18 protein-coding genes, 4 tRNA genes and 1 pseudogene are annotated in these 19,136 nt (G+C 59.2%); 20 read left to right on the top strand and 3 right to left on the bottom strand.

The window, feature by feature from the left end:
- Nucleotides 1-264: 264 nt before the first annotated feature.
- Nucleotides 265-963 (top strand): orotidine-5'-phosphate decarboxylase, encoded by a 699-nt coding sequence (gene pyrF / locus ACXX83_RS17875; protein WP_217836115.1) that lies wholly within the window; start codon nucleotides 265-267, stop codon nucleotides 961-963.
- Nucleotides 964-1,049: 86 nt separating this feature from the next.
- On the opposite strand, the gene ACXX83_RS17870 is transcribed toward pyrF, so the two are convergent.
- Nucleotides 1,050-2,054, bottom strand: coding sequence for an NADP-dependent oxidoreductase (locus ACXX83_RS17870; RefSeq protein WP_217836114.1), 1,005 nt, complete (start codon nucleotides 2,052-2,054; stop codon nucleotides 1,050-1,052).
- A gap of 236 nt (nucleotides 2,055-2,290) precedes the next feature.
- On the opposite strand from ACXX83_RS17870, the gene ACXX83_RS17865 reads away from it, so the two are divergent.
- From ACXX83_RS17865 to ACXX83_RS17850, 4 genes and pseudogenes are all read left to right on the top strand, one after another.
- Nucleotides 2,291-3,052 carry an SDR family oxidoreductase gene (locus ACXX83_RS17865; RefSeq protein ID WP_015096425.1) on the top strand — a complete coding sequence of 254 codons (762 nt, stop codon included), beginning with the start codon at nucleotides 2,291-2,293 and terminating at the stop codon, nucleotides 3,050-3,052.
- 263 nt (nucleotides 3,053-3,315) lie between these two features.
- Nucleotides 3,316-4,701 carry an aminotransferase-like domain-containing protein gene (locus ACXX83_RS17860; RefSeq protein ID WP_458549207.1) on the top strand — a complete coding sequence of 462 codons (1,386 nt, stop codon included), beginning with the start codon at nucleotides 3,316-3,318 and terminating at the stop codon, nucleotides 4,699-4,701.
- Between the two features lie 108 nt (nucleotides 4,702-4,809).
- Nucleotides 4,810-5,913, top strand: a pseudogene (locus tag ACXX83_RS17855) (HAMP domain-containing protein); the annotation flags it as partial.
- Nucleotides 5,893-6,774 carry a methyl-accepting chemotaxis protein gene (locus ACXX83_RS17850; RefSeq protein WP_437179763.1) on the top strand — a complete coding sequence of 294 codons (882 nt, stop codon included), beginning with the start codon at nucleotides 5,893-5,895 and terminating at the stop codon, nucleotides 6,772-6,774. The pseudogene ACXX83_RS17855 and the gene ACXX83_RS17850, both read left to right, overlap by 21 nt.
- A gap of 154 nt (nucleotides 6,775-6,928) precedes the next feature.
- Here the strand turns inward: ACXX83_RS17850 and ACXX83_RS17845 are convergent, their stop codons facing one another.
- Nucleotides 6,929-7,687 carry a hypothetical protein gene (locus ACXX83_RS17845; RefSeq protein ID WP_217836111.1) on the bottom strand — a complete coding sequence of 253 codons (759 nt, stop codon included), beginning with the start codon at nucleotides 7,685-7,687 and terminating at the stop codon, nucleotides 6,929-6,931.
- A 383-nt stretch (nucleotides 7,688-8,070) separates the two neighbouring features.
- Between ACXX83_RS17845 and ACXX83_RS17840 the strand changes: the two genes are divergently transcribed.
- The 4 genes from ACXX83_RS17840 to ACXX83_RS17825 all read left to right on the top strand — a co-directional run bounded on the left by ACXX83_RS17840 (nucleotide 8,071) and on the right by ACXX83_RS17825 (nucleotide 8,483).
- Nucleotides 8,071-8,146, top strand: a tRNA-Glu gene (locus tag ACXX83_RS17840).
- A gap of 2 nt (nucleotides 8,147-8,148) precedes the next feature.
- Nucleotides 8,149-8,224 (top strand) — tRNA-Gly (locus ACXX83_RS17835).
- Between the two features lie 104 nt (nucleotides 8,225-8,328).
- A tRNA-Glu gene (locus tag ACXX83_RS17830) sits at nucleotides 8,329-8,404 on the top strand.
- 3 nt (nucleotides 8,405-8,407) lie between these two features.
- Nucleotides 8,408-8,483, top strand: a tRNA-Gly gene (locus ACXX83_RS17825).
- 58 nt (nucleotides 8,484-8,541) lie between these two features.
- Here the strand turns inward: ACXX83_RS17825 and ACXX83_RS17820 are convergent.
- The gene (locus tag ACXX83_RS17820; protein WP_458549206.1) at nucleotides 8,542-9,411 is read right to left on the bottom strand and encodes an AraC family transcriptional regulator; all 870 of its coding nucleotides are present in this window, start codon (nucleotides 9,409-9,411) and stop codon (nucleotides 8,542-8,544) included.
- A gap of 405 nt (nucleotides 9,412-9,816) precedes the next feature.
- On the opposite strand from ACXX83_RS17820, the gene ACXX83_RS17815 reads away from it, so the two are divergent.
- The 11 genes from ACXX83_RS17815 (at nucleotide 9,817) to ACXX83_RS17765 (ending at nucleotide 19,123) form a co-directional block, all read left to right on the top strand.
- On the top strand, nucleotides 9,817-10,008 hold the full coding sequence (locus ACXX83_RS17815) for a Flp family type IVb pilin (protein WP_217836109.1): 192 nt from the start codon (nucleotides 9,817-9,819) through the stop codon (nucleotides 10,006-10,008).
- A gap of 156 nt (nucleotides 10,009-10,164) precedes the next feature.
- Nucleotides 10,165-10,356: a Flp family type IVb pilin gene (locus ACXX83_RS17810; RefSeq protein WP_225923709.1), complete on the top strand. Its 192-nt coding sequence runs from the start codon at nucleotides 10,165-10,167 to the stop codon at nucleotides 10,354-10,356.
- Between the two features lie 30 nt (nucleotides 10,357-10,386).
- Nucleotides 10,387-10,917 (top strand): A24 family peptidase, encoded by a 531-nt coding sequence (locus ACXX83_RS17805; protein WP_458549205.1) that lies wholly within the window; start codon nucleotides 10,387-10,389, stop codon nucleotides 10,915-10,917.
- A 2-nt stretch (nucleotides 10,918-10,919) separates the two neighbouring features.
- Nucleotides 10,920-12,248: a DUF8689 domain-containing protein gene (locus ACXX83_RS17800; RefSeq protein WP_458549204.1), complete on the top strand. Its 1,329-nt coding sequence runs from the start codon at nucleotides 10,920-10,922 to the stop codon at nucleotides 12,246-12,248.
- 15 nt (nucleotides 12,249-12,263) lie between these two features.
- On the top strand, nucleotides 12,264-13,079 hold the full coding sequence (gene cpaB / locus ACXX83_RS17795; RefSeq protein WP_217836106.1) for a Flp pilus assembly protein CpaB: 816 nt from the start codon (nucleotides 12,264-12,266) through the stop codon (nucleotides 13,077-13,079).
- 75 nt (nucleotides 13,080-13,154) lie between these two features.
- Nucleotides 13,155-14,498 (top strand): TadE/TadG family type IV pilus assembly protein, encoded by a 1,344-nt coding sequence (locus ACXX83_RS17790; protein ID WP_458549203.1) that lies wholly within the window; start codon nucleotides 13,155-13,157, stop codon nucleotides 14,496-14,498.
- Between the two features lie 8 nt (nucleotides 14,499-14,506).
- Entirely contained in the window at nucleotides 14,507-14,986 is a 480-nt protein-coding gene (locus ACXX83_RS17785; RefSeq protein WP_217836104.1) for a TadE/TadG family type IV pilus assembly protein, read from the top strand.
- Complete coding sequence (locus ACXX83_RS17780; RefSeq protein ID WP_217836103.1) at nucleotides 14,986-15,480, top strand: TadE/TadG family type IV pilus assembly protein; 495 nt, start codon at nucleotides 14,986-14,988, stop codon at nucleotides 15,478-15,480. Before ACXX83_RS17785 ends, ACXX83_RS17780 begins: the two co-directional genes overlap by 1 nt.
- Nucleotides 15,474-16,694 (top strand): AAA family ATPase, encoded by a 1,221-nt coding sequence (locus tag ACXX83_RS17775; protein ID WP_458549202.1) that lies wholly within the window; start codon nucleotides 15,474-15,476, stop codon nucleotides 16,692-16,694. The genes ACXX83_RS17780 and ACXX83_RS17775 overlap by 7 nt, the downstream gene beginning before the upstream one ends.
- Before the next feature lie 3 nt (nucleotides 16,695-16,697).
- Nucleotides 16,698-18,140, top strand: coding sequence for a TadA family conjugal transfer-associated ATPase (locus tag ACXX83_RS17770; RefSeq protein WP_458549201.1), 1,443 nt, complete (start codon nucleotides 16,698-16,700; stop codon nucleotides 18,138-18,140).
- Nucleotides 18,137-19,123, top strand: coding sequence for a type II secretion system F family protein (locus ACXX83_RS17765; protein WP_217836100.1), 987 nt, complete (start codon nucleotides 18,137-18,139; stop codon nucleotides 19,121-19,123). The genes ACXX83_RS17770 and ACXX83_RS17765 overlap by 4 nt, the downstream gene beginning before the upstream one ends.
- Nucleotides 19,124-19,136: the final 13 nt, after the last annotated feature.

Here is a 19,136-nt window from a genome sequence, read left to right as displayed (position 1 = left end):
GCTGAGGGGCAGTGGGCTTTTTGTTGCGGTACAGGGCCTCATCGCGAGCAGGCTCGCTCCCACAAAGGGTAGGTGTGGCTTACAAATACGTGGTAGACGGATAACTGCAGTCACGGGGGTTCTTCCAGTGTCAACTGCCCGCCCTATGGCCTCGGGGGCTAGTCTTGCCTGAGCCATTTCGACGATTTACCGATCATCGGGTCCCGCAGCGGCGCTGGTTCCGCTACAATGCGCGCCGATTTCGACTTGCCTGAGAGCCCACTCATGTCCGCCTGCCAGACTCCTATCATCGTCGCCCTGGATTTCCCTACCCGTGACGCCGCACTGAAGCTGGCCGATCAGTTGGACCCGAAGCTGTGCCGGGTCAAAGTCGGTAAGGAACTTTTCACCAGCTGCGCTTCGGAAATCGTCGGCACCCTGCGCGACAAGGGTTTCGAAGTGTTCCTGGACCTCAAGTTCCACGACATCCCGAACACCACCGCGATGGCCGTCAAGGCCGCTGCGGAAATGGGCGTGTGGATGGTCAACGTGCATTGCTCCGGCGGCCTGCGCATGATGGCCGCGTGCCGTGAAGTGCTGGACCAGCGCAGAGGTCCCAAACCACTGCTGATCGGCGTGACCGTGTTGACCAGTATGGAGCGTGAAGATCTGGCAGGTATCGGTCTGGACATCGAGCCGCAAGAGCAGGTTCTGCGCCTGGCCGCCCTGGCGGAAAAAGCCGGGATGGACGGCCTCGTGTGCTCGGCCCTGGAAGCCCAGGCGCTGAAATCGGCACATCCGTCGCTGCAACTGGTGACCCCGGGGATTCGTCCGGCGGGCAGTGCCCAGGACGATCAGCGTCGCATCCTGACGCCACGTCAGGCACTGGATGCCGGTTCCGACTATCTGGTGATCGGCCGTCCAATCAGCCAGGCGGCTGATCCGGCGAAGGCGTTGGCCGACGTAGTGGCCGAACTCGCTTAAAAGATCGCAGCCTTCGGCAGCTCCTACATGGGATCGCGTTTTCCTGTAGGAGCTGGCGCAGCCTGCGATCTTTTGATCTATCGCTTTTAAACCTTCAGCACCAGCTTCCCGAAATTCTCGCCGTTGAACAATTTCATCAGCGTCTCCGGGAACGTCTCCAGTCCTTCGACGATGTCTTCCTTGCTCTTGAGTTGCCCCTTGGCCATCCAGCCGGCCATTTCCTGGGCGGCGCTGGCGTATTGGGCGGCGTAGTCCATCACCACAAAACCTTCCATGCGCGCGCGATTGACCAGCAGCGACAGATAATTGGCCGGCCCCTTGACCGCTTCCTTGTTGTTGTACTGGCTGATGGCACCGCAGATCACCACCCGCGCCTTCATGTTCAGGCGGCTCAACACCGCGTCGAGAATGTCGCCCCCCACATTATCGAAATACACGTCGACACCTTTCGGGCACTCGCGCTTGAGGCCGGCGAGGACGTCTTCGCTCTTGTAGTCGATAGCACCGTCGAAACCCAGTTCATCGATCAGGAACTTGCACTTGTCCGCGCCGCCAGCGATGCCAACCACCCGGCAGCCCTTGATCTTGGCAATCTGCCCGGCAATGCTGCCCACGGCGCCGGCCGCCCCCGACAGCACTACGGTGTCACCGGCCTTCGGCGCGCCCACGTCGAGCAGGGCGAAGTAGGCCGTCATCCCGGTCATGCCCAGTGCTGACAGGTAACGTGGCAGCGGTGCCAGTTTCGGATCGACCTTGTAGAAACCTCGCGGCTCGCCGAGGAAAAAATCCTGAACCCCGAGGGCGCCGTTAACGTAGTCCCCGACCGCGAAGCCCGGATTGTTCGACGCGATGACTTTACCCACCCCCAAGGCGCGCATGACCTCGCCGAGTCCGACCGGCGGGATGTAGGACTTGCCCTCGTTCATCCAGCCGCGCATGGCCGGATCCAGGGACAGGTATTGGTTTTCGACCAGGATCTGGCCCTCTGCCGGCTCACCGACCGGTACTTCCTGGTAGGTGAATGTCTCACGGGTCGCCGCGCCAACCGGACGTTTGGCGAGCAGGAATTGGCGATTGGTCTGGGAGGTCATGACAGGCACTCAAGATGAATGAAGCTTTGTTGATAGCCGGTCAGCGCCGATGCCGCAAGTTCGGCTGATGCGGCGAATGCAGGTTGATCCAGTGCAGTGATAGTTGGTACGGCAGTTCCATCACTGCAACTCATGGGCGCCCAACCGGAGTCCTGATAGTGCTGCCGCGCTCAGCACCTCCATGGCTAGACTGGCCCTGCGCGATTCCCCGCCTACTTCTCTTCGAGGACATAACAATGAGCATGACGTTTTCCGGCCAGGTGGTTGTGGTGACAGGCGGGGCGGCCGGTATTGGCCGCGCGACCGCCCAGGCATTTGCCGCCGAGGGCCTTAAGGTCGTAGTGGCCGATATGGACACGGCGGGCGGCGAGGGCACGGTGGCGCTGATTCGTACGGCCGGTGGCGAGGCGACCTTCGTGCGCTGCAACGTTACCCTGGAAAGCGATGTTAAAAATCTGATGGAGGAGGTGATCAATACTTACGGTCGCCTTGACTATGCCTTCAACAATGCCGGCATCGAAATCGAGAAAGGCAAGCTGGCCGACGGTTCGCTCGACGAGTTCGACGCAATCATGGGCGTCAACGTCAAAGGCGTCTGGCTGTGCATGAAGTACCAGTTGCCGCTGCTGCTGGCGCAAGGGGGCGGCGCGATCGTCAATACGGCTTCGGTGGCGGGCCTGGGGGCAGCGCCGAAAATGAGCATCTACGCAGCCTCCAAGCATGCGGTGATCGGCCTGACCAAGTCGGCGGCCATTGAGTACGCCAAGAAAAAAATCCGGGTCAACGCCGTGTGCCCGGCGGTGATCGACACCGACATGTTCCGTCGCGCTTATGAAGCCGACCCGAAAAAAGCCGAGTTCGCCAACGCCATGCATCCGGTCGGTCGCATCGGCAAGGTCGAAGAAATCGCCAGCGCGGTGCTGTATCTGTGCAGCGATGGCGCGGCGTTCACCACAGGGCACTCATTGGCCGTGGACGGTGGCGTGACAGCGTTCTGAAACTGCACTCCACAATGCAGAAAACACGGAACCTGTGGGAGCGGGCTTGCTCGCGAAGAGGGCGTGTCAGCCGACATATTTGTTGATTGATCCACCGCATTCGCGAGCAAGCCCGCTCCCACAGTTTTTTTGGTTCCTCGAAGGGGCCGGGCAATGTGTTTCAAATAAATAGATCGAATGGTTTTGGCGGCGTTGTCGCACATGCCTTCGAACTCTCCTGTGATTAACTGCTTCCCGCAAAATCAACAGGAGTTTGCTTGCTCATGGAGTTGAGAATCGACCGACAGGCGCTGGTGCCCGTCGTACAGCAAATTGTTGACGCGCTAACCTGCTGGCTCCATTCCAGCGGGGTATCGCCCGGTACGCGCCTGCCTTCGGTGCGACAGATCGCGCGGATCAATTTGCTCAGTCAGTCAAGCGTCACTCAGGCCTGTGAACGCCTGGTGACGCAGGGGATGCTGGTGGCAGGTCATGGGGCCGGCTATACAGTTGCCGACCCGGCATTGGTCGCGAACGCAAGGCACGAGCCCGCGTGGTTTGAGGGGGTCGAACCCGAGTATGGGCCGTGGTCGGTTGAGTTGAGGCTGGGCTGTGGCGGGCTGCCTGAAAGCTGGCGCGAGACCGACGATCTGATTTACGCGATCCGGCAAGTCAGTCGTACCGATACGGCCAGTCTGTTCAACTACAGCACCCCGCTGGGTTTGCCAGCCTTGCGGCAACAGATACTCAAGCGCCTCAGGCAACTGGACATCCAGGTACAGGACAACCGGATCATGACCACGGCGGGTGCCAGTCAGGGACTCGACCTGATTGTGCGGGCACTGTTCAAGGCCGGTGATTGCGTGGTTGTGGAAAGTCCCGGTTATCCGTTGCTGTTCGATCTGCTCAGGCTGCAAGGCATCCACGTGGTCGAGGTGCCGCGAACACCGCGCGGGCCGGACGTGGACGTGCTCGAATCGGTGCTGGCCAAGCACCGGCCTCAAGGGCTGCTCATCAATAGCTTCTTTCACAACCCGACCGGCAGCAACCTTTCGCCCGGGGTGGCGCGTCGTGTGCTGCAACTGGCCAGGGCCTTTGGCGTGCAGGTGATCGAGGACGACGTTTATGCGGATTTGCGCAGCGGTTGCGGTACGCGACTGGCTGCGCTGGACGACAGCGTGGTCTACGTTGGCAGCTATTCCAAGACCCTCAGCAGTTCTTTGCGGGTCGGTTTCGTGGTGGCCGATTGCACAGTCATTACGCGTCTGGCCGAGGTCAAGATGATCTCTGGCATGGGCGCCTCGCGATTTTGCGAGTCCGTGCTGGCGTGCCTGTTGGCTAACGGTGCCTACGGCAAACTGGTGCAACGTCAGCGCCAACGCTTGAACAACGACCGGCTGGCGGTGTTGCAAATGCTCGAGGATGCCGAATGGGAAGTCTTCGGCAAGCCGGCGGGAGGCCTGTTCATCTGGGCGCGATCACGAATGTCCGACTACGATCAGGTGCTGGCTCAGGCACGGCGTCTGGGTGTGGTGTTGTCATCGAAGACCGCCTTCAACGCCTCGGGTGGGGCCAGTGACTGGCAGCGTATCAATGTGGCTTATGCCTGCGACCCGCGTGCCCGTGCGTTCTTTCAGGCCACTGCTCGGGATCGACCTCAAGCGTTCTGAAAGCGACGTTGGCGTAGCTTTTTGCCATTATTCCGGCGCCAGAGCCTTGTGTTGCCACTGGCCCGTTGCGAATCTGCGTCTACAGACATTGGCAGGGGACTAAGTGCAATGAATTCGGCCGTGCAAGGACGTTTTGCCAACCTCGGTATGGCGAAAAAACTGGGTGTCGGGTTTGTCCTGGTGCTGTTATTGACTGCGCTGGTGGCGGGCATTGGCGTGTGGTCCCTGCAAACCATCAGCCAGCGCTTCGACGGACTCAAGCAAATGTCATCGCTCAACAGCGGTTTGCTCAAGGTCCGGTTGCTGGAGCAGGAATACGCCTTGCACGGCAATCCGAAAACCGTCGATGCCCTGCACGAGGGCGTCGATGGCTTGATCGCACTGGCCGGTCAGCTCAAGGCCGCGTCGGCGGCCAATGTGCCGGTGATGAATGATGTCGAACAGTCACTGGGCGCCTATCGCAAGGCCTTCGACGAGTTTGTCTCGCTCACCCAGGCCAAGGACCTGGCGCTGGAAATGGCCAGTTGGTCGGTGTCCAGCGTGGCCAATAATCTTGATGTATTGCAATCCGGGCTCGCCGATGACGGCGCTTATACGCTGAAAGATTCCGAAGGCAAGGACGGCGCGCAATTCATCGAGCAGGCCGGTCAGGTCAGCCAGGTTTCGCGCTTGATGCTGCAAGCCATGAATGAAGCGCGCGTGCGCCTGGATCAAAGCCGCAAAGGCGACGACAGCGCCGGGCAGGGCAAGATCGAACAGGCCAGCCAGGCATTGGCCCAGGCCGAGCAGCTCAAGACCACGGTCAAGGACGAGGGTTACCAGACCGTCCTCAATGAGGTGACGGGTCATATCGCCGGTTTCAGTGACAAGCTCGCCGAGTACACCGGCCTGCTGGAACAGGAAAAAACCGTTTATCAACAGTTGCACCAACGCGCAGCCCAAGTGGTTGAGCGGGTGGATCAGGCTTATGTCGCTGAAGATCAGGCGATGCAGGCCGAACTGAAAAAGAACTCGATGCTGATCCTTGGCTCTTCCGCTCTGGCGTTGCTGGTCGGGCTGGTTGCTGCGTGGTTCATCACCCGGTTGATCGTGGCCCCGCTGCGCAGAGTGATTCATGTGGCGCAGCAGATTGCCTCAGGGGATTTGAGTGCGACCATTGACGTGACCCGGCGTGACGAAATTGGCCAGTTGATGCAGGCCATGCAACAGATGGGCGCGGGGCTCAGCCATATCGTCAGCGGCTTGCAGTCGGGAATCGAACAGCTGGCCACTTCCGCCCAATCGCTGTCGACAGTGACGGAACAGACCAATCTCGAAGTCAGCACGCAGAAAGAGGAAACCGAACAGGTCGCCACCGCGATGAATCAGATGACGGCCACGGTGCATGATGTCGCGCGCAACGCAGAGGAAGCAGCCCTGGCGGCGCAAACGGCTGACGGCAAGGTTGAAAGTGGTCAGCAGGTGGTGCGCCAGAGCATGGCGCGGATCGAGCAATTGGCGGACTCGGCCAACTCGGCCAGTTCGAGCATTGAAAGCCTGAGTGCGGAAATCCAGAACATCGGCACGGTCTTGAGTGTGATCAAAAGCGTGGCGGAGCAGACCAACCTGCTGGCATTGAACGCGGCGATCGAGGCGGCCCGGGCGGGGGAGCAGGGCAGGGGCTTTGCGGTGGTGGCCGATGAAGTGCGTGCACTGGCCAGGCGAACCCAGCAATCGACCGAGGAAATCGAACGCCTGGTCAGCGCTTTGCGCTCGGCGGCGCAGTCGTCGGTGCAGCAGATCCAGAGCAGCGGAGAGTTGGTGAAGCTGGCGGTCAGCGATGCCTTGCAGACCGAAAGCGCACTGGGAAGTATTGCGGCGGCGGTATCGTTGATCCAGCAGATGAACCAGCAGATCGCCGCGGCGGCCGAGGAACAGAGCTCGGTGGCCGAAGAGATCAACCGCAGTGTCACCAGTATTCGTGCCAGTGCCGATCAATCATCGCTGGCGATGCAGGGCAATGCCGCCTCCAGCATCGAGTTGGCGCAACTGGGGGTTGAGCTGAAGGGGATGGTGGGGCATTTCAGGCTGTAGGAGCGAGCTTGCTCGCGATGGCCGCAAAGACAACGCGCGTTGACTGGGTGAGCGCGGTGTTCTGGAGTCCATCGCGAGCAATCGAGCGTCGACCGGCTGCTCCTACAGAAGAACAAAAAAAGCCACCTTGCGGTGGCTTTTCTGTTTTCGCTGATCAGTCGTAGATCACTTTCTTTTTCCAGTCCGCGTCAGCTTCGACGTCTTTGAGGCCTTCGGTCAATTGGTTGACCTCGCCTTCGACCGGCGCAATGCGATCCATGACCTGGTCATTGGCGCGGGCCAGGAGTTTTTCCAGGTACTCCAGTTGCTCGGCGTAGACCTGTGGTTCCTGTTGCTTGCGCAGATATTGCACGCCGCGCTCGAATGCCAGGCGAGCCTGCCCGGGCTGGTTCTGTTGCAGAGAGTGCTGACCGAGGTTATTGAAGAACTCAATGTGCAGCAGCACCAGGATGTGGCGCACTTCACGAATCCAGCGCTTGGCTTCGTTGGGGGGCAGGAAGCCGTCCTGTGCCGCGCGGGTGATTTGCCCGTGCAGGGCTTCAAGCAGGAAACGTACATCCTTGGCCTTGGCTTCGGTCTGGATCGGTGCTGGCGGATTGTTGACCGGGATCGATTCACCCTGGCCGACAAGGGCCTCCAGTTCGGCGATCCGTGCCTTGAGGTTGGCACTGGATTTTTCCAGGTTGAGCAGGCGCTGGCAGACATTGAGTTCCAGGCGGGTCAACAGCAGTTTGAGTGCCGGGGTCATCAACTGGCCGGGGAAAGTCTCGGTGATTTCGCCGCAGCGTCGCAGGCGATCGTTGAGCTCAATCTTGGTACGGGCCTTTTCCAGCTTGTTGTTTTCCACCACATGGTTCATGTAGCCAATGGCGATCAACAGTGCGATCCCGGCTACAACTAGCAGGGTGATCATGAGTGGCGTCACCGGTAAGACCTCTTTTTAGGGTACGCATGCGAGTCTAGTGGCTTGGCATTTGAGCGCCTAGGCCCGTATGACGGGATGGATCGGACATGCCTGCGCTTATATCGGCCGCAGCCTCGCTTCTATAAATGGTGGCACGCGATATACAGATTGCCATCACTGGAGGACTATAACGTCTTGGCGAGTGCCAGAATATAGGCGTCAAACACCGGGCAGCGGAAAAACCGCAAAGGCGTCCAAAACCAGGGCGAAGTCATTGATTTAAATAAATTTATATCAGGGGGTTGACGACCTCTCAATCCATCCATAGAATGCGCGCCACTTGCAGCGTAAAGCACACAGCGAAACGAAGCAGGGAGTGAATGTTGTAGTGTGTCCCCTTCGTCTAGTGGCCTAGGACACCGCCCTTTCACGGCGGTAACAGGGGTTCGAGTCCCCTAGGGGACGCCAATGCGGGAATAGCTCAGTTGGTAGAGCACGACCTTGCCAAGGTCGGGGTCGCGAGTTCGAGTCTCGTTTCCCGCTCCAATTTTAAACAGCGTTGCTTTCGGGCAGGGCTGAGTGAAACCAGAACCAAGTCTTCGGATGCGGATCTGGGCACCGAAACACACACCATGTGTTCCGGGCAGCGTGTCCCCTTCGTCTAGTGGCCTAGGACACCGCCCTTTCACGGCGGTAACAGGGGTTCGAGTCCCCTAGGGGACGCCATTTGCGGGAATAGCTCAGTTGGTAGAGCACGACCTTGCCAAGGTCGGGGTCGCGAGTTCGAGTCTCGTTTCCCGCTCCATATTTAACGAAAACGCCGCTCATTGAGCGGCGTTTTTGTTTGCGCGTAAAAAACCGGATCAACCGCTGAGGCTCTGTACCAGGCTTTCAAGCGTGTCAGTGGTTGCTTCATCCTGCTCCAGTTGCACAGCCGCCGCCGCTCTGAGTTGGCGTGCCAGGCGGTATTCACTGGGCGTGCAGTTTGCGAACTGCTTGAAGGCACGAGCGAAGTAGGACGGATCCTTGAAGCCGGCTTCATAGCCGATGCTGGTAATCGGCATCTGGCTGTTGTCGAGCAGTTCTTTGGCGAAGTTCATGCGCTTGTCCAGGATGTAATCCGTGAAGCCAAGTCCATTGGCCTCCTTGAACAGGCGGCTGAAGCGAAATGTTGTCATGCCGCAGCGCTGCGCCAATTCCCTCTGATCGATGCTGTCTCGAAAGTGCTGTTCGATGTACAGCATGACGCTGTTCAGTGCCTGGTGTTTTTGGTGTCCTGAGGTCAGCCGGATACTGTCCGGCAGGGTCGGGGAGTGGTCGATCTGCGATGACTTGCCCAGGCCGTTGGCATTTCGGCGCAGCTCGCAGAGCTGCAGTACTGCCGCCAGGTAACGCTTCCTCTCGCTGGTCGAGAGCGGGAGCACCATGTATTCCCAGACGCTGGAGCGCATGGCCCATACCGCCAGTTCCTCCGAGTGCTGCACGGTGAACATGGTGATCGGGATGGTAGGAGTGGTGCGTTTGATCTCCAGCAATAGCTTCAAGCCTGGAGTGTCGGGGCGATCAAAATGGATGCAGATCATGTCTGCCTGTTCCCTGACGGGCAACACGGAGTTTTTTGCCAGTTTGCAGTCGCAGGCGTCCTCGAACTGCGTGACGAGTTCTTTCGTGGACCGATCATGAGTCAGATCGAACCACAGGAGCGATGGCCTTTTGGTCAAATTGGACGTCATGTCTCTACTCTGGTGGTTCTAGTGACTCTCTCCGCCAGTATTGCCAATGTGCCATCAATTTGCAGATTAAATCCTGATAGAAAAGACGATTTTTAGTTCCATTCGCTCTATGGGTTATCTGGAAGGCAGCTCCGGGCGATTATTTGCTCGGGTGTCTTCGAAAAACCGGGCTTAACCGCCTGTCGCTTGTGAATCAATGGCAATTGCCTTTGCGTTTCAATGCCTTGTTTACCCCTCCGTTACTTCTGCAAAGGCCAAAGCTGCGTATTTGGCCGCCCCGCAAAAAAGTCCTAGCGATGCGCAAAATCCTCCTAACACCCATGCCTTGCTCCTGACTAGGGTTGCACTCAGGCAGCGCAGAAAGCACTGCCTCAGAAAAAACAACATTCGAGTGAGGTGGGCAAAATGATCATGCAAACAATCAAGGCTTCGGTAGTGAAGTTCGTCAAAGACGAAGATGGCCTGACCATTGTGGAGTATGCGGTGGCCGGTGGGTTGATTACGGCAGTTGTTGTCGCGGCGTTCACTCTTCTTGGCGGCGCGGTGAATACCAGGGTCCGGGGGCTGTGTACCGCCATTGGTGGTGCTGGTTGCTGATAACGATAACTCACCACGGTAGAGAGAGGCAGCGACGTTCCGGGAGCAGCGGGCTGGTACTGCTTTGCTGCTAGGGCGCCCCGCCATCTTGGTCGGTTTCGCGCTGTTTCTACCGATGCTCATTCTGGACGGCGTCGTCAAAGTGAGGTGATCAAAATGCTTAGTCAAACAATCAAGGCTTCGGTGCTGAAGTTCGTCAAAGACGAGGATGGCCTGACCATTGTGGAGTACGCGGTAGCGGGAGGGTTGATTACGGCAGTTGTTGTCGCGGCGTTCACTCTTCTTGGAGGCGCCGTGGATACAAGGATCAGGGGACTGTGCAACTCCATTATTCCTGGTACGTGCTGATAAAGATAACTCTTGGTAGGGAGATGCATGATGTCCATGGAACAGCTGGTAGCGACTGTTGTGCTGATAGGACTGCTGGGCGTGGCGGTGGTGAGCGACCTGCGTCGCCACCGCATTCCCAACCTGCTGATCCTGGTAGGTCTGACCTTGGGGTTAGCCAGCCAGACCTATTCAGGTGGAATCAGTGGGATGGGGGATGGTCTGTTGGGCCTCCTGATCGGCTTTGCGCTGTTCCTGCCCATGTATGCCCTGGGTGGCATGGCGGCCGGTGACGTCAAGCTGATGGCCATGGTCGGCAGTTTTCTACCCCCCCATTACGCCTTGTGGGCTGTGTTCTTCAGTCTGATATGGGGAGGGCTGTGCGGTTTCCTGATCGTTCTGGTGCGCGGTCAATTGTTGCAAACCCTGGGGCGCTTTCGGTTGATGTTTTTGGCGCGGGCCTACATGGCGCCGAACCCGGGCGAGGTAGCTGGCAAACCCTTTCCTTATACGGTAGCGATCCTGCTGGGGACGTTGAACAGCATCTACTGGCAACTTAATGCCGGTGGATTCGGAGGTTAGACATGCACGTCATCGTCGATAGTGATGCCTACCCCAGCGATCGGGGAGCGGTGCAACGGCTGGCTCCTCAGCCCTGCACTATCCGCGAAACTGGCCTGACCGACAGTTTTCTCGGTGAGTTGGTGTGCAAGCATTTGTTTGATGCCGGGGTGCTGGACATGACGCGGCTGGTGGACCGCCTGGCGCTGACCGGTGCGGTACTTGAAGAGGTCCTGGCGTTTCTGCGCAAGGATGGCCGTGTCGAAGTGCTGGGCCAGGTGAGTCAAACCGGCGGGCAGATGTTGCGTTATGGCCTGACCGAGCGTGGTCGCAGTGCCGCCCGGGATGCCCTGTCGCGTAGCGGTTACATAGGAGCGGCACCGTTCCCGGTGAGTACCTACCGCTCCTTGATCAAGCTACAGACCATTCACCATGGTCGCATCAACGCCAACGATATGCGCAATGCCCTTGCTGGCGTAGTGCTTACGGAGGAGATGCTTGATCAGTTGGGTGTGGCGATGAACTCTGGGCGCGCAATCATGATTTATGGCCCCGCCGGTACTGGCAAGACTTATGTCAGCAGTCGGCTGATCCGTCTGTTTGCCGAGGCCATCTGGATCCCCCATGCCATCGTCATCAACGAGTCGGTGATCGAGATCTATGACCCGCAGGTGCATCAGCGGCTCGATGACAACGCTCAGCAGAACAGTCTGATGCTCAACGAAGGGATCGACCGTCGACTGCTGTGCTGCAAACGCCCGATCGTCATCACGGGCGGTGAGTTGAGCATGGAACAGCTGGACGTTCGCTATGACCCTTTCACCCGTCAGTACCAGGCCGCCTTGCAGCTCAAGGCCAGCAATGGCCTGTTCATCATTGACGACATGGGGCGCCAGCGCATGGCACCCGCCGAACTGTTGAATCGCTGGATCGTCCCGATGGAGGAAAAGCGCGACTTTCTCAACCTGGGTGGCGGTCGGCATTGCGAGCTGCCGTTCGATCTGATTCTGGTGTTTTCCACCAACCTCAATCCCCTGGAATTGGCCGATGAGGCCTTCCTTCGCCGGATTGGCTACAAGCTGCAATTCGGTTACCTGAAGCCCGAGCAGTACGAAAAGATCTGGCGTCAGGAAAGCGAGCGTCTGGGCATTTCCTATGACCCGCTGCTGGTGCGTTATGTACTGCAAAGGCTTTATGCAAGTGAAGGCATGCCTCTGGTGCCTTGCCATCCCCGTGATCTCCTGAACATGGCACTCGATCGCCAGCGTTATATGGGCGGTTCCGGACCACTGTCACCGAAAGAGTTGGAATGGGCCTGGCACAACTACTTCGTCCAGCTCGACTTTCTTTGATGCGGAGATACTGACATGAGCTCTCGTACTCTTACCTTGATAGGCGTTTCCCTGGTCATGGGCCTTGGGGCTGCATGGATGGCCGACTCCTGGCTGAGCGCGCGGCTCAATGCCAGCCCGGATGACCACCTTCGAAACGTGGTGGTCGCCACGGTGGAGATTCCATTCGGGCAGATGGTCGAGGCCCAGCAGGTCACGACCGTACGCATGCCCATGGATACGATCCCGGACGATGCCTTCGATGCCAGCGAAAAAGCCGTGGGCAAGATCGCAACCTTCGACATTCTGCGGGGCGACATCGTGCGCGGTGCACGTCTGAGCGAGCACCTGGGGGGCAGTACCCTGGCCTCTTTGATTGCGCCTGACAAACGCGCGATATCGGTACGGGTGGACGATGTGGTCGGCGTGGGTGGATTCCTGTTGCCGGGTAACCGGGTCGATGTACTGGCGACCAAAACCACCAATGCCGGCAGTAACAGCGCCACGTCCAGGACCATCCTCGAGAACTTGCGGGTGTTGGCGGTGGATCAGACCGCGGGCACCGACAAGACCCAACCGGTAGTGGTGCGGGCAGTGACCCTGGAGATGTCGGCCGCTGAAGCGGAAGCCCTGGTCACGGCGCAGACGGAAGGCAAGTTGCAATTGGCGCTGCGTAACCCGCTGAACCTCGAGAAGAAAGCGGTGGCCGTTGCGCCGGCCACGCCTGTTGCCCCGGCCATGGCAGTGGCCACCGCCGAGGCGCCAAAACGTGCGGTACAGCGCAGCAATGGCGGGGGTGGGGGTATCACCGTCATTCGCGGGACCGAAGCCAAAGTAGTCAACATCCGCTGACAGGGCACAACAGGTATCCGGGCACCAAGGTATTGGCGGAGCCGATCCGGATCAGAATCGGCAATCGAGGGCTTGATGATGAATCTTCGTATTCAGCGGCCGTTCACTTCGACGCCAAGGCGCCAGGAAGGATCGGTGAGTGTATTGATGGTGATCGCGTTGGCGGCGATGGGCATGATGGCAGCGTTGGCTCTGGATGGCGGGCATATGCTGCTGAACAAAACGCGCCTGCAGAATGCGGTGGACGCCGCCGCCCTCAGTGGCGCCAAAACCCTGAGTCAGGTGGAGGGTGGCGCCAACAGTGCCAGCACGACGCGTACCGCCGCCCTCAATACGCTGGTACAAAATGCCAATGCCACGGGCAACAACGAGTTGGCCACGGCTGTCGGTGGCAATCCAGGTGCATTTGCGGTAGTGGAATTGGCAAGCAGCGTCTATGGCCCGTTCTCCTATCCCGGGCCGACGGATGCCAAGTACGTTCGGGTATCGGTACCGAGCTATAGCCTGACCGGGTTTTTCTGGAACTTCGCCCAGGTATTTGGCACTGGTGGCCTGGGAGCCAAAGCGGTGGCGGCGATCGCCACCGCGGGACCCAGCCCTACCAGTCCTTGTGATCTTGCACCTTTGATGGTCTGCGGCAACCCGACGCAATACAACCCGGGCGCCGGCATGTTCTGGGGCTTTCAGTTTGGTGATTTGCAGGTATTGAAGACGGCGGCCGGTAATTCGTCGCCCATTGGTCCAGGCAACTTTCAGTTGCTCGATTTTGGCTCGGGCGGCAGTACGGTCAGGGAGGATCTGGCCGGAGGTGGCAAGGTCTGCCGCAATGTGGGAGATAACGTCACGACCGCCCCTGGCAACAAGGTCGGCCCTACCTCTCAAGGCCTGAATACGCGCTTCGGCATCTACAACGGCCCGGTCAGCGCCTCGGACTATCCGCCGGACCTGGTGACCACGTCCAGCAACCCCGCAATCACTTACGACGACTCAGTCAACCCACCACAAATGAAGTACCAAGGGCAAACCGTCACCTCGAACAACGGCAATCTCACAGCCGGTAGCAACTCGATACTGGACTACAACGACTGGCGTGCAAGCGTTGCCGCATGTGTGGCGGGGGGCAGTGGCTGTCAGGGCAATGGGGTGTTCGAGCGCCGGATGCTGAAAATCGTGGTGGGCGACTGCACCGGGAAAAATAATGGTGCAACCTCGATCCCCGTCCTCGGTTTTGGCTGCTATTTCGTGGTGCAGCCAATGGATGGCGGTGGCGGGGACGCGCAGATCTTCGGCCAGTTCGTGAAGGAGTGCGAAGGCGACAACGTAGCGGGTCCCTCGCCGTCCACCGACTCCGGCCCGCAGATCATTCAGCTGTACAAAACCTATCTCACCGGCAGCGGTACTCCGAGCACTGACTCGTAGGGGGCGTCATGAGACTTCACGGATTTAAAAGTCGGCAGCGCCAGCAAGGCCTGGCCATGGTGGAGTTCACCCTGGTCTTGCCGGTGTTGCTGTTGCTGATGCTGGCCTTCGGTGAGTTCGGCCGCATGCTCTATCAGTACAACGTGCTGCTACAGGCTAGCCGCGATGCCGGCCGTTTCGTCGCCAGCAATGCCTGGGACTCGACGCTGGGTGCGGTATCTCTTGGCAGTACGCTTCTGACCCAGACGAAAAACGTTGCGGTGTATGGCGTGCCGGCCAATACCGGCACCGCAGTGGTATCAGGGCTGACGACTGGCAACGTGGTCGTGGCCGCAGTGGGCACCGACCATGTGCGGGTCACCATCACTTACACGTTCTGTCCGGTGATTGGCGCTGGCAATTGCACCGGATCGCTTCCCGGTTTCTTTGGTAATCAGATTGCACTGAGCATTCCGCTGGTAGCCACTACCGTGATGAGGGCCCTGTGATGAACAGAAAACACATGCGCGGCATCTATTCGGTGGAGTTCGCCATTGTTGGTCTGCTGGTGTTCACGCTGTTGTTCAGCGTGGTGGAAATGGGTCGCCTGTACTTTACGGTCAATGCGCTGGATGAAGCCGTACGGCGTGGTACGCGCCTGGCTGCGGTGTGCAATATTAGCGATCCGGTGGTTCTGCGGCGGGCGATCTTCAATGCCGCAGGCGATGCTGGTACGAGCCAGTTGATCGGCAATCTGTCCACCACCCACCTGACCCTGAGTTATCTGGACGTAAACGGTGCTGTGGTGGCCAACCCTGCCGATACGAGCGGAGTCAATGGATTTCGTGCCATCCGCTATGTCCGGTTGAGTCTGCAAAACTTCGTTTTCAACCTGTTCATTCCCGGGTTCGGCGTGCCCATCACCTTGCCTGCATTCAGGGCAACGTTGCCACGTGAAAGCCTCGGGCGTCATTCCGATTCCGGGGAGATCACGCCATGCTGAATACCAAGGAAACTCCAGCCTCTACCTCGACCGGCAAAGCCGGGCTACGGTTGCTGATCAGCAGCCGTGATGCCACGTCGTTGCGCGACCTGCAAGGCGTCTGCCAGCGCATGCCCAGCCTGGAGGTGAGTACTCGGCTGGTGAGCAACGGGCATGTCGACCCACTCTACGGTCTGGACCGGATGCCCGATCTGTTGCTGTTGCGCGTCAGCCATCTGTGGCGCGAGGAGCTGGCGGCACTGTTGCAGCGCCCGGCCCATGAGCGTCCGCCGATGCTGGTGTGCGGGCTGCTGAGTGAACAGGAAGGCATGCGCCTGGCGATGCAGGCCGGCGCCCGTGACGTGCTGCCGGAGCCCGTCGCCGAGACGGAACTGGTCGCCGCCTTGAATCGGCTGGTCATGGAAGTTCGGACCGGCAGCGGGACAGAAGGGAAATTGATCGCCGTGACCAGCTCCAAAGGCGGATCCGGCGGCACCATGCTGGCCTGCAACCTGGCTCAGCAGCTCAGCATGAAAGGTGGCACTGCCCTGTTGTTGGATATGGACCTGCAGTTTGGCAGCGTGACGCATTACCTGGATGTGGCGCAAACCCACAGCCATCTTGAGGTGTTGCATCAGATCGATGGCATGGACAGTGTTGCGCTGCGGGGTTTTTGCAGCCACTTCAGCCCCACCTTGCATGTGCTGGGTGGCCGGGCCGGTGAGCTGTGTCTGCCGCAGGATGCCCAACCCGAGCAACTTGACACCTTGTTGCAGTTGGCTCGCGCCAGCTATGACTGGGTAGTGATCGATCTGCCACGGCAGATCGACCACCTTACCGGCTCCGTGCTGGAACAGGCTGACCGGGTGTACGTGGTGGTGCAGCAGAGCGTCAGCCATCTGCGCGATGCCAGCTCCCTGGTGCGGATCCTTCGCGAAGACCTGGGCGTGCGCGGGGATCAATTGCAGATAGTGGTCAACCGCTTTGACAAGTCGGCAGCGGTCAGCCTCAAGGATATCGGCGAGACGCTGCGCTGCACGAACCTGTCGAAATTACCCAACGACTTCAACCTGGTCAGCCAGAGTCAGAACACTGGCGTACCGTTGGGTCTGCATGCGCCGAAGGCGGCGATTACCGTTGCCCTGCGCAACGTGGCCGATGACCTGCTGGGCAACCAGATGGCTGGAAAAAAAGGCGTGTTCAAACGCGCCTTCAACCGTTTTTTCGGGGGGTGACCCATGATCAGCGACTTTCGTAACCGCTTGCGCAAACAGTCCGGTAAACCCGCCTCGTCACCGGCCAACCAGCCGGGTGACGACCTGCCGGATCCGGCAGAGGAAATAATGGCGTGGGAGCGTGCAACGCCGGACGTTCTTTACGAAACCAAAAGTCAGGTCACCCCGGTGGAAGCCGAGTGGCGAGAAAAGATCTACCAACAGTTGCTCAAGGTCATGGATCTGTCCTTGCTGGATTCCCTTGAGCAGGCTGAGGCCACGCGGCAGATTCGCGATATTTGCCAGCGCCTGCTCGACGAGCATTCGGCACCGGTGAGTACTTCCAGCCGCCAGTTGATCATCAAGCAGATCACCGACGAGGTGCTCGGACTTGGCCCTCTGGAGCCGTTGCTGGCCGATCACAGCGTGTCCGATATTCTGGTCAACGGCTTTGCCTCGGTCTATGTCGAGCGCTTCGGCAAGCTGCAACGCACCGATGTGCGCTTTCGCGATGATCAGCATTTGCTGAATATCATCGACCGCATCGTTTCCAGCCTGGGCCGGCGTATCGACGAGTCCTCGCCCTTGGTGGACGCCCGGCTCAAGGACGGTTCGCGGGTCAACGCGATTATCCCGCCGCTGGCCATCGACGGCCCCAGCATGTCGATCCGGCGCTTTGCGGTGGACCTGCTCAATACCGACAGCCTGATCCAGGTGGGTACGTTGACTCCGGCCATTGCCCTGCTGCTCAAGGCGATAGTGCGTGGGCGCTTGAACGTGCTGATTTCCGGCGGTACCGGCAGCGGCAAGACCACCATGCTCAATGTCCTGTCCAGTTTCATTCCGCACAACGAGCGGATCGTCACCATCGAGGACTCGGCCGAACTGCAACTGCAGCAGCCCCACGTGGTGCGCCTGGAAACCCGGCCTTCGAACATCGAAGGGCGCGGCGAGGTGAGTCAGCGGGAGTTGGTGCGCAACAGCCTGCGGATGCGTCCGGACCGCATTGTCATCGGCGAAGTGCGCGGCGTCGAGGCGCTGGACATGCTGACGGCGATGAACACCGGCCACGACGGCTCGTTGACCACGATCCACGCCAACACCGCGCGCGATGCGTTGGGCCGGGTCGAGAACATGGTGTCGATGACCGGGGCGACCTTCCCGATCAAGGCCATGCGTCAGCAGATCGCTTCGGCGATCGATGTGGTGATCCAGCTGGAACGCCAGGAGGACGGCAAGCGTCGTCTGGTCAGTGTGCAGGAAATCAACGGCATGGAAGGCGAGATCATCACCATGACCGAAATCTTCTCCTTCGCGCGCCATGGCATGGGCGAAAACGGCGAAGTGCTGGGTGATTATCGACCCAGCGGCATGATCCCCGCCTTCCGCGATGTGCTGGCCAAGCGCGGCATCGAGTTGCCGCTGACGATGTTCAGACCTGAGTGGATGGAGGCACGGCAGTCATGAACCAGATTCCCGGTGAATTCATTCTGATGTTTCTCGGCATGGTGTTTATCGCCGTCTTCCTCTTGTCCCAAAGCGTGGCGGTGCCGGTGTTTGGCGAGGCTGGCAAGATGCGCAAGCGCATCCGTGGCCGCCTGCACGTACTGGAGAAAGCCAATAATTTGCCCAACATGCAGACGGTGTTGCGGCAGAAATACCTGACGCGTTTGTCGCCCCTGGAGGCCAGGCTTGAACAGATGCCCTTGATGGAGGCATTGACGCAAATGATTGAGCAGTCCGGGCACGAATACCGGGCCTATCGGGTATTGCTGCTCGGGCTGGCGCTGGGTGTCTGGGCGGGCATCTTGATCTGGATGGTCTCGTCAGTCTGGTGGATGGCCTTGATCGCGGGTTTCGCGGTTTTCTGGTTACCCATACTGAAAATCTCTCGTGACCGTGGCAAGCGTTTCGCTGAGTTTGAGGAAGGCTTGCCGGATGCACTTGATGCCATGTGCCGCGCTCTGCGCGCCGGGCACCCATTCAACGAAACCCTGCGCCTGGTGGCCGAGGAGCACAAGGGACCGGTCGCTCACGAGTTTGGCCTGACCTTTTCCGATATCAACTATGGCAACGATGTACGCCGGGCCATGCTCGGCCTGCTGGAAAGGATGCCAAGCATGACGGTGATGATGCTGGTGACCTCGATCCTGATCCATCGCGAGACCGGCGGTAATCTGACGGAAGTTCTGGAGCGCCTGAGTCGCCTGATCCGCGGACGCTTTCGCTTCCAGCGCAAGGTCAAGACCTTGTCGGCGGAAGGGAGGATGTCGGCCTGGATACTGGTGGCCATTCCTTTCGTTCTGGCGGGGGTGATCGTGTTCACCACTCCTAAATACATGCCGTTGCTGCTCAATGATCCGGTGGGTCATAAGCTGATAATCGGGGCTTTTTTCTCCATGTTGATCGGGATTTTCTGGATCCGCAAAATCATCCGGATTCAGGTTTAAGCGGTATTCGCTA

The sequence above is a fragment of the Pseudomonas sp. GNP012 genome, assembly GCF_054343835.1.
Note: the sequence above shows the minus strand (reverse complement) of the source record. Positions and strands in the feature narration are given on the sequence as shown.

Coding starts and splice junctions, on each gene's coding strand:
- pyrF (WP_217836115.1), top strand. CDS start 265: ATGTCCGCCTGCCAGACTCCTATCATCGTCGCCCTGGATTTCCCTACC.
- ACXX83_RS17870 (WP_217836114.1), bottom strand. CDS start 2,054: ATGACCTCCCAGACCAATCGCCAATTCCTGCTCGCCAAACGTCCGGTT.
- ACXX83_RS17865 (WP_015096425.1), top strand. CDS start 2,291: ATGAGCATGACGTTTTCCGGCCAGGTGGTTGTGGTGACAGGCGGGGCG.
- ACXX83_RS17860 (WP_458549207.1), top strand. CDS start 3,316: ATGGAGTTGAGAATCGACCGACAGGCGCTGGTGCCCGTCGTACAGCAA.
- ACXX83_RS17850 (WP_437179763.1), top strand. CDS start 5,893: ATGCAGGCCATGCAACAGATGGGCGCGGGGCTCAGCCATATCGTCAGC.
- ACXX83_RS17845 (WP_217836111.1), bottom strand. CDS start 7,687: ATGATCACCCTGCTAGTTGTAGCCGGGATCGCACTGTTGATCGCCATT.
- ACXX83_RS17820 (WP_458549206.1), bottom strand. CDS start 9,411: ATGACGTCCAATTTGACCAAAAGGCCATCGCTCCTGTGGTTCGATCTG.
- ACXX83_RS17815 (WP_217836109.1), top strand. CDS start 9,817: ATGATCATGCAAACAATCAAGGCTTCGGTAGTGAAGTTCGTCAAAGAC.
- ACXX83_RS17810 (WP_225923709.1), top strand. CDS start 10,165: ATGCTTAGTCAAACAATCAAGGCTTCGGTGCTGAAGTTCGTCAAAGAC.
- ACXX83_RS17805 (WP_458549205.1), top strand. CDS start 10,387: ATGTCCATGGAACAGCTGGTAGCGACTGTTGTGCTGATAGGACTGCTG.
- ACXX83_RS17800 (WP_458549204.1), top strand. CDS start 10,920: ATGCACGTCATCGTCGATAGTGATGCCTACCCCAGCGATCGGGGAGCG.
- cpaB (WP_217836106.1), top strand. CDS start 12,264: ATGAGCTCTCGTACTCTTACCTTGATAGGCGTTTCCCTGGTCATGGGC.
- ACXX83_RS17790 (WP_458549203.1), top strand. CDS start 13,155: ATGATGAATCTTCGTATTCAGCGGCCGTTCACTTCGACGCCAAGGCGC.
- ACXX83_RS17785 (WP_217836104.1), top strand. CDS start 14,507: ATGAGACTTCACGGATTTAAAAGTCGGCAGCGCCAGCAAGGCCTGGCC.
- ACXX83_RS17780 (WP_217836103.1), top strand. CDS start 14,986: ATGAACAGAAAACACATGCGCGGCATCTATTCGGTGGAGTTCGCCATT.
- ACXX83_RS17775 (WP_458549202.1), top strand. CDS start 15,474: ATGCTGAATACCAAGGAAACTCCAGCCTCTACCTCGACCGGCAAAGCC.
- ACXX83_RS17770 (WP_458549201.1), top strand. CDS start 16,698: ATGATCAGCGACTTTCGTAACCGCTTGCGCAAACAGTCCGGTAAACCC.
- ACXX83_RS17765 (WP_217836100.1), top strand. CDS start 18,137: ATGAACCAGATTCCCGGTGAATTCATTCTGATGTTTCTCGGCATGGTG.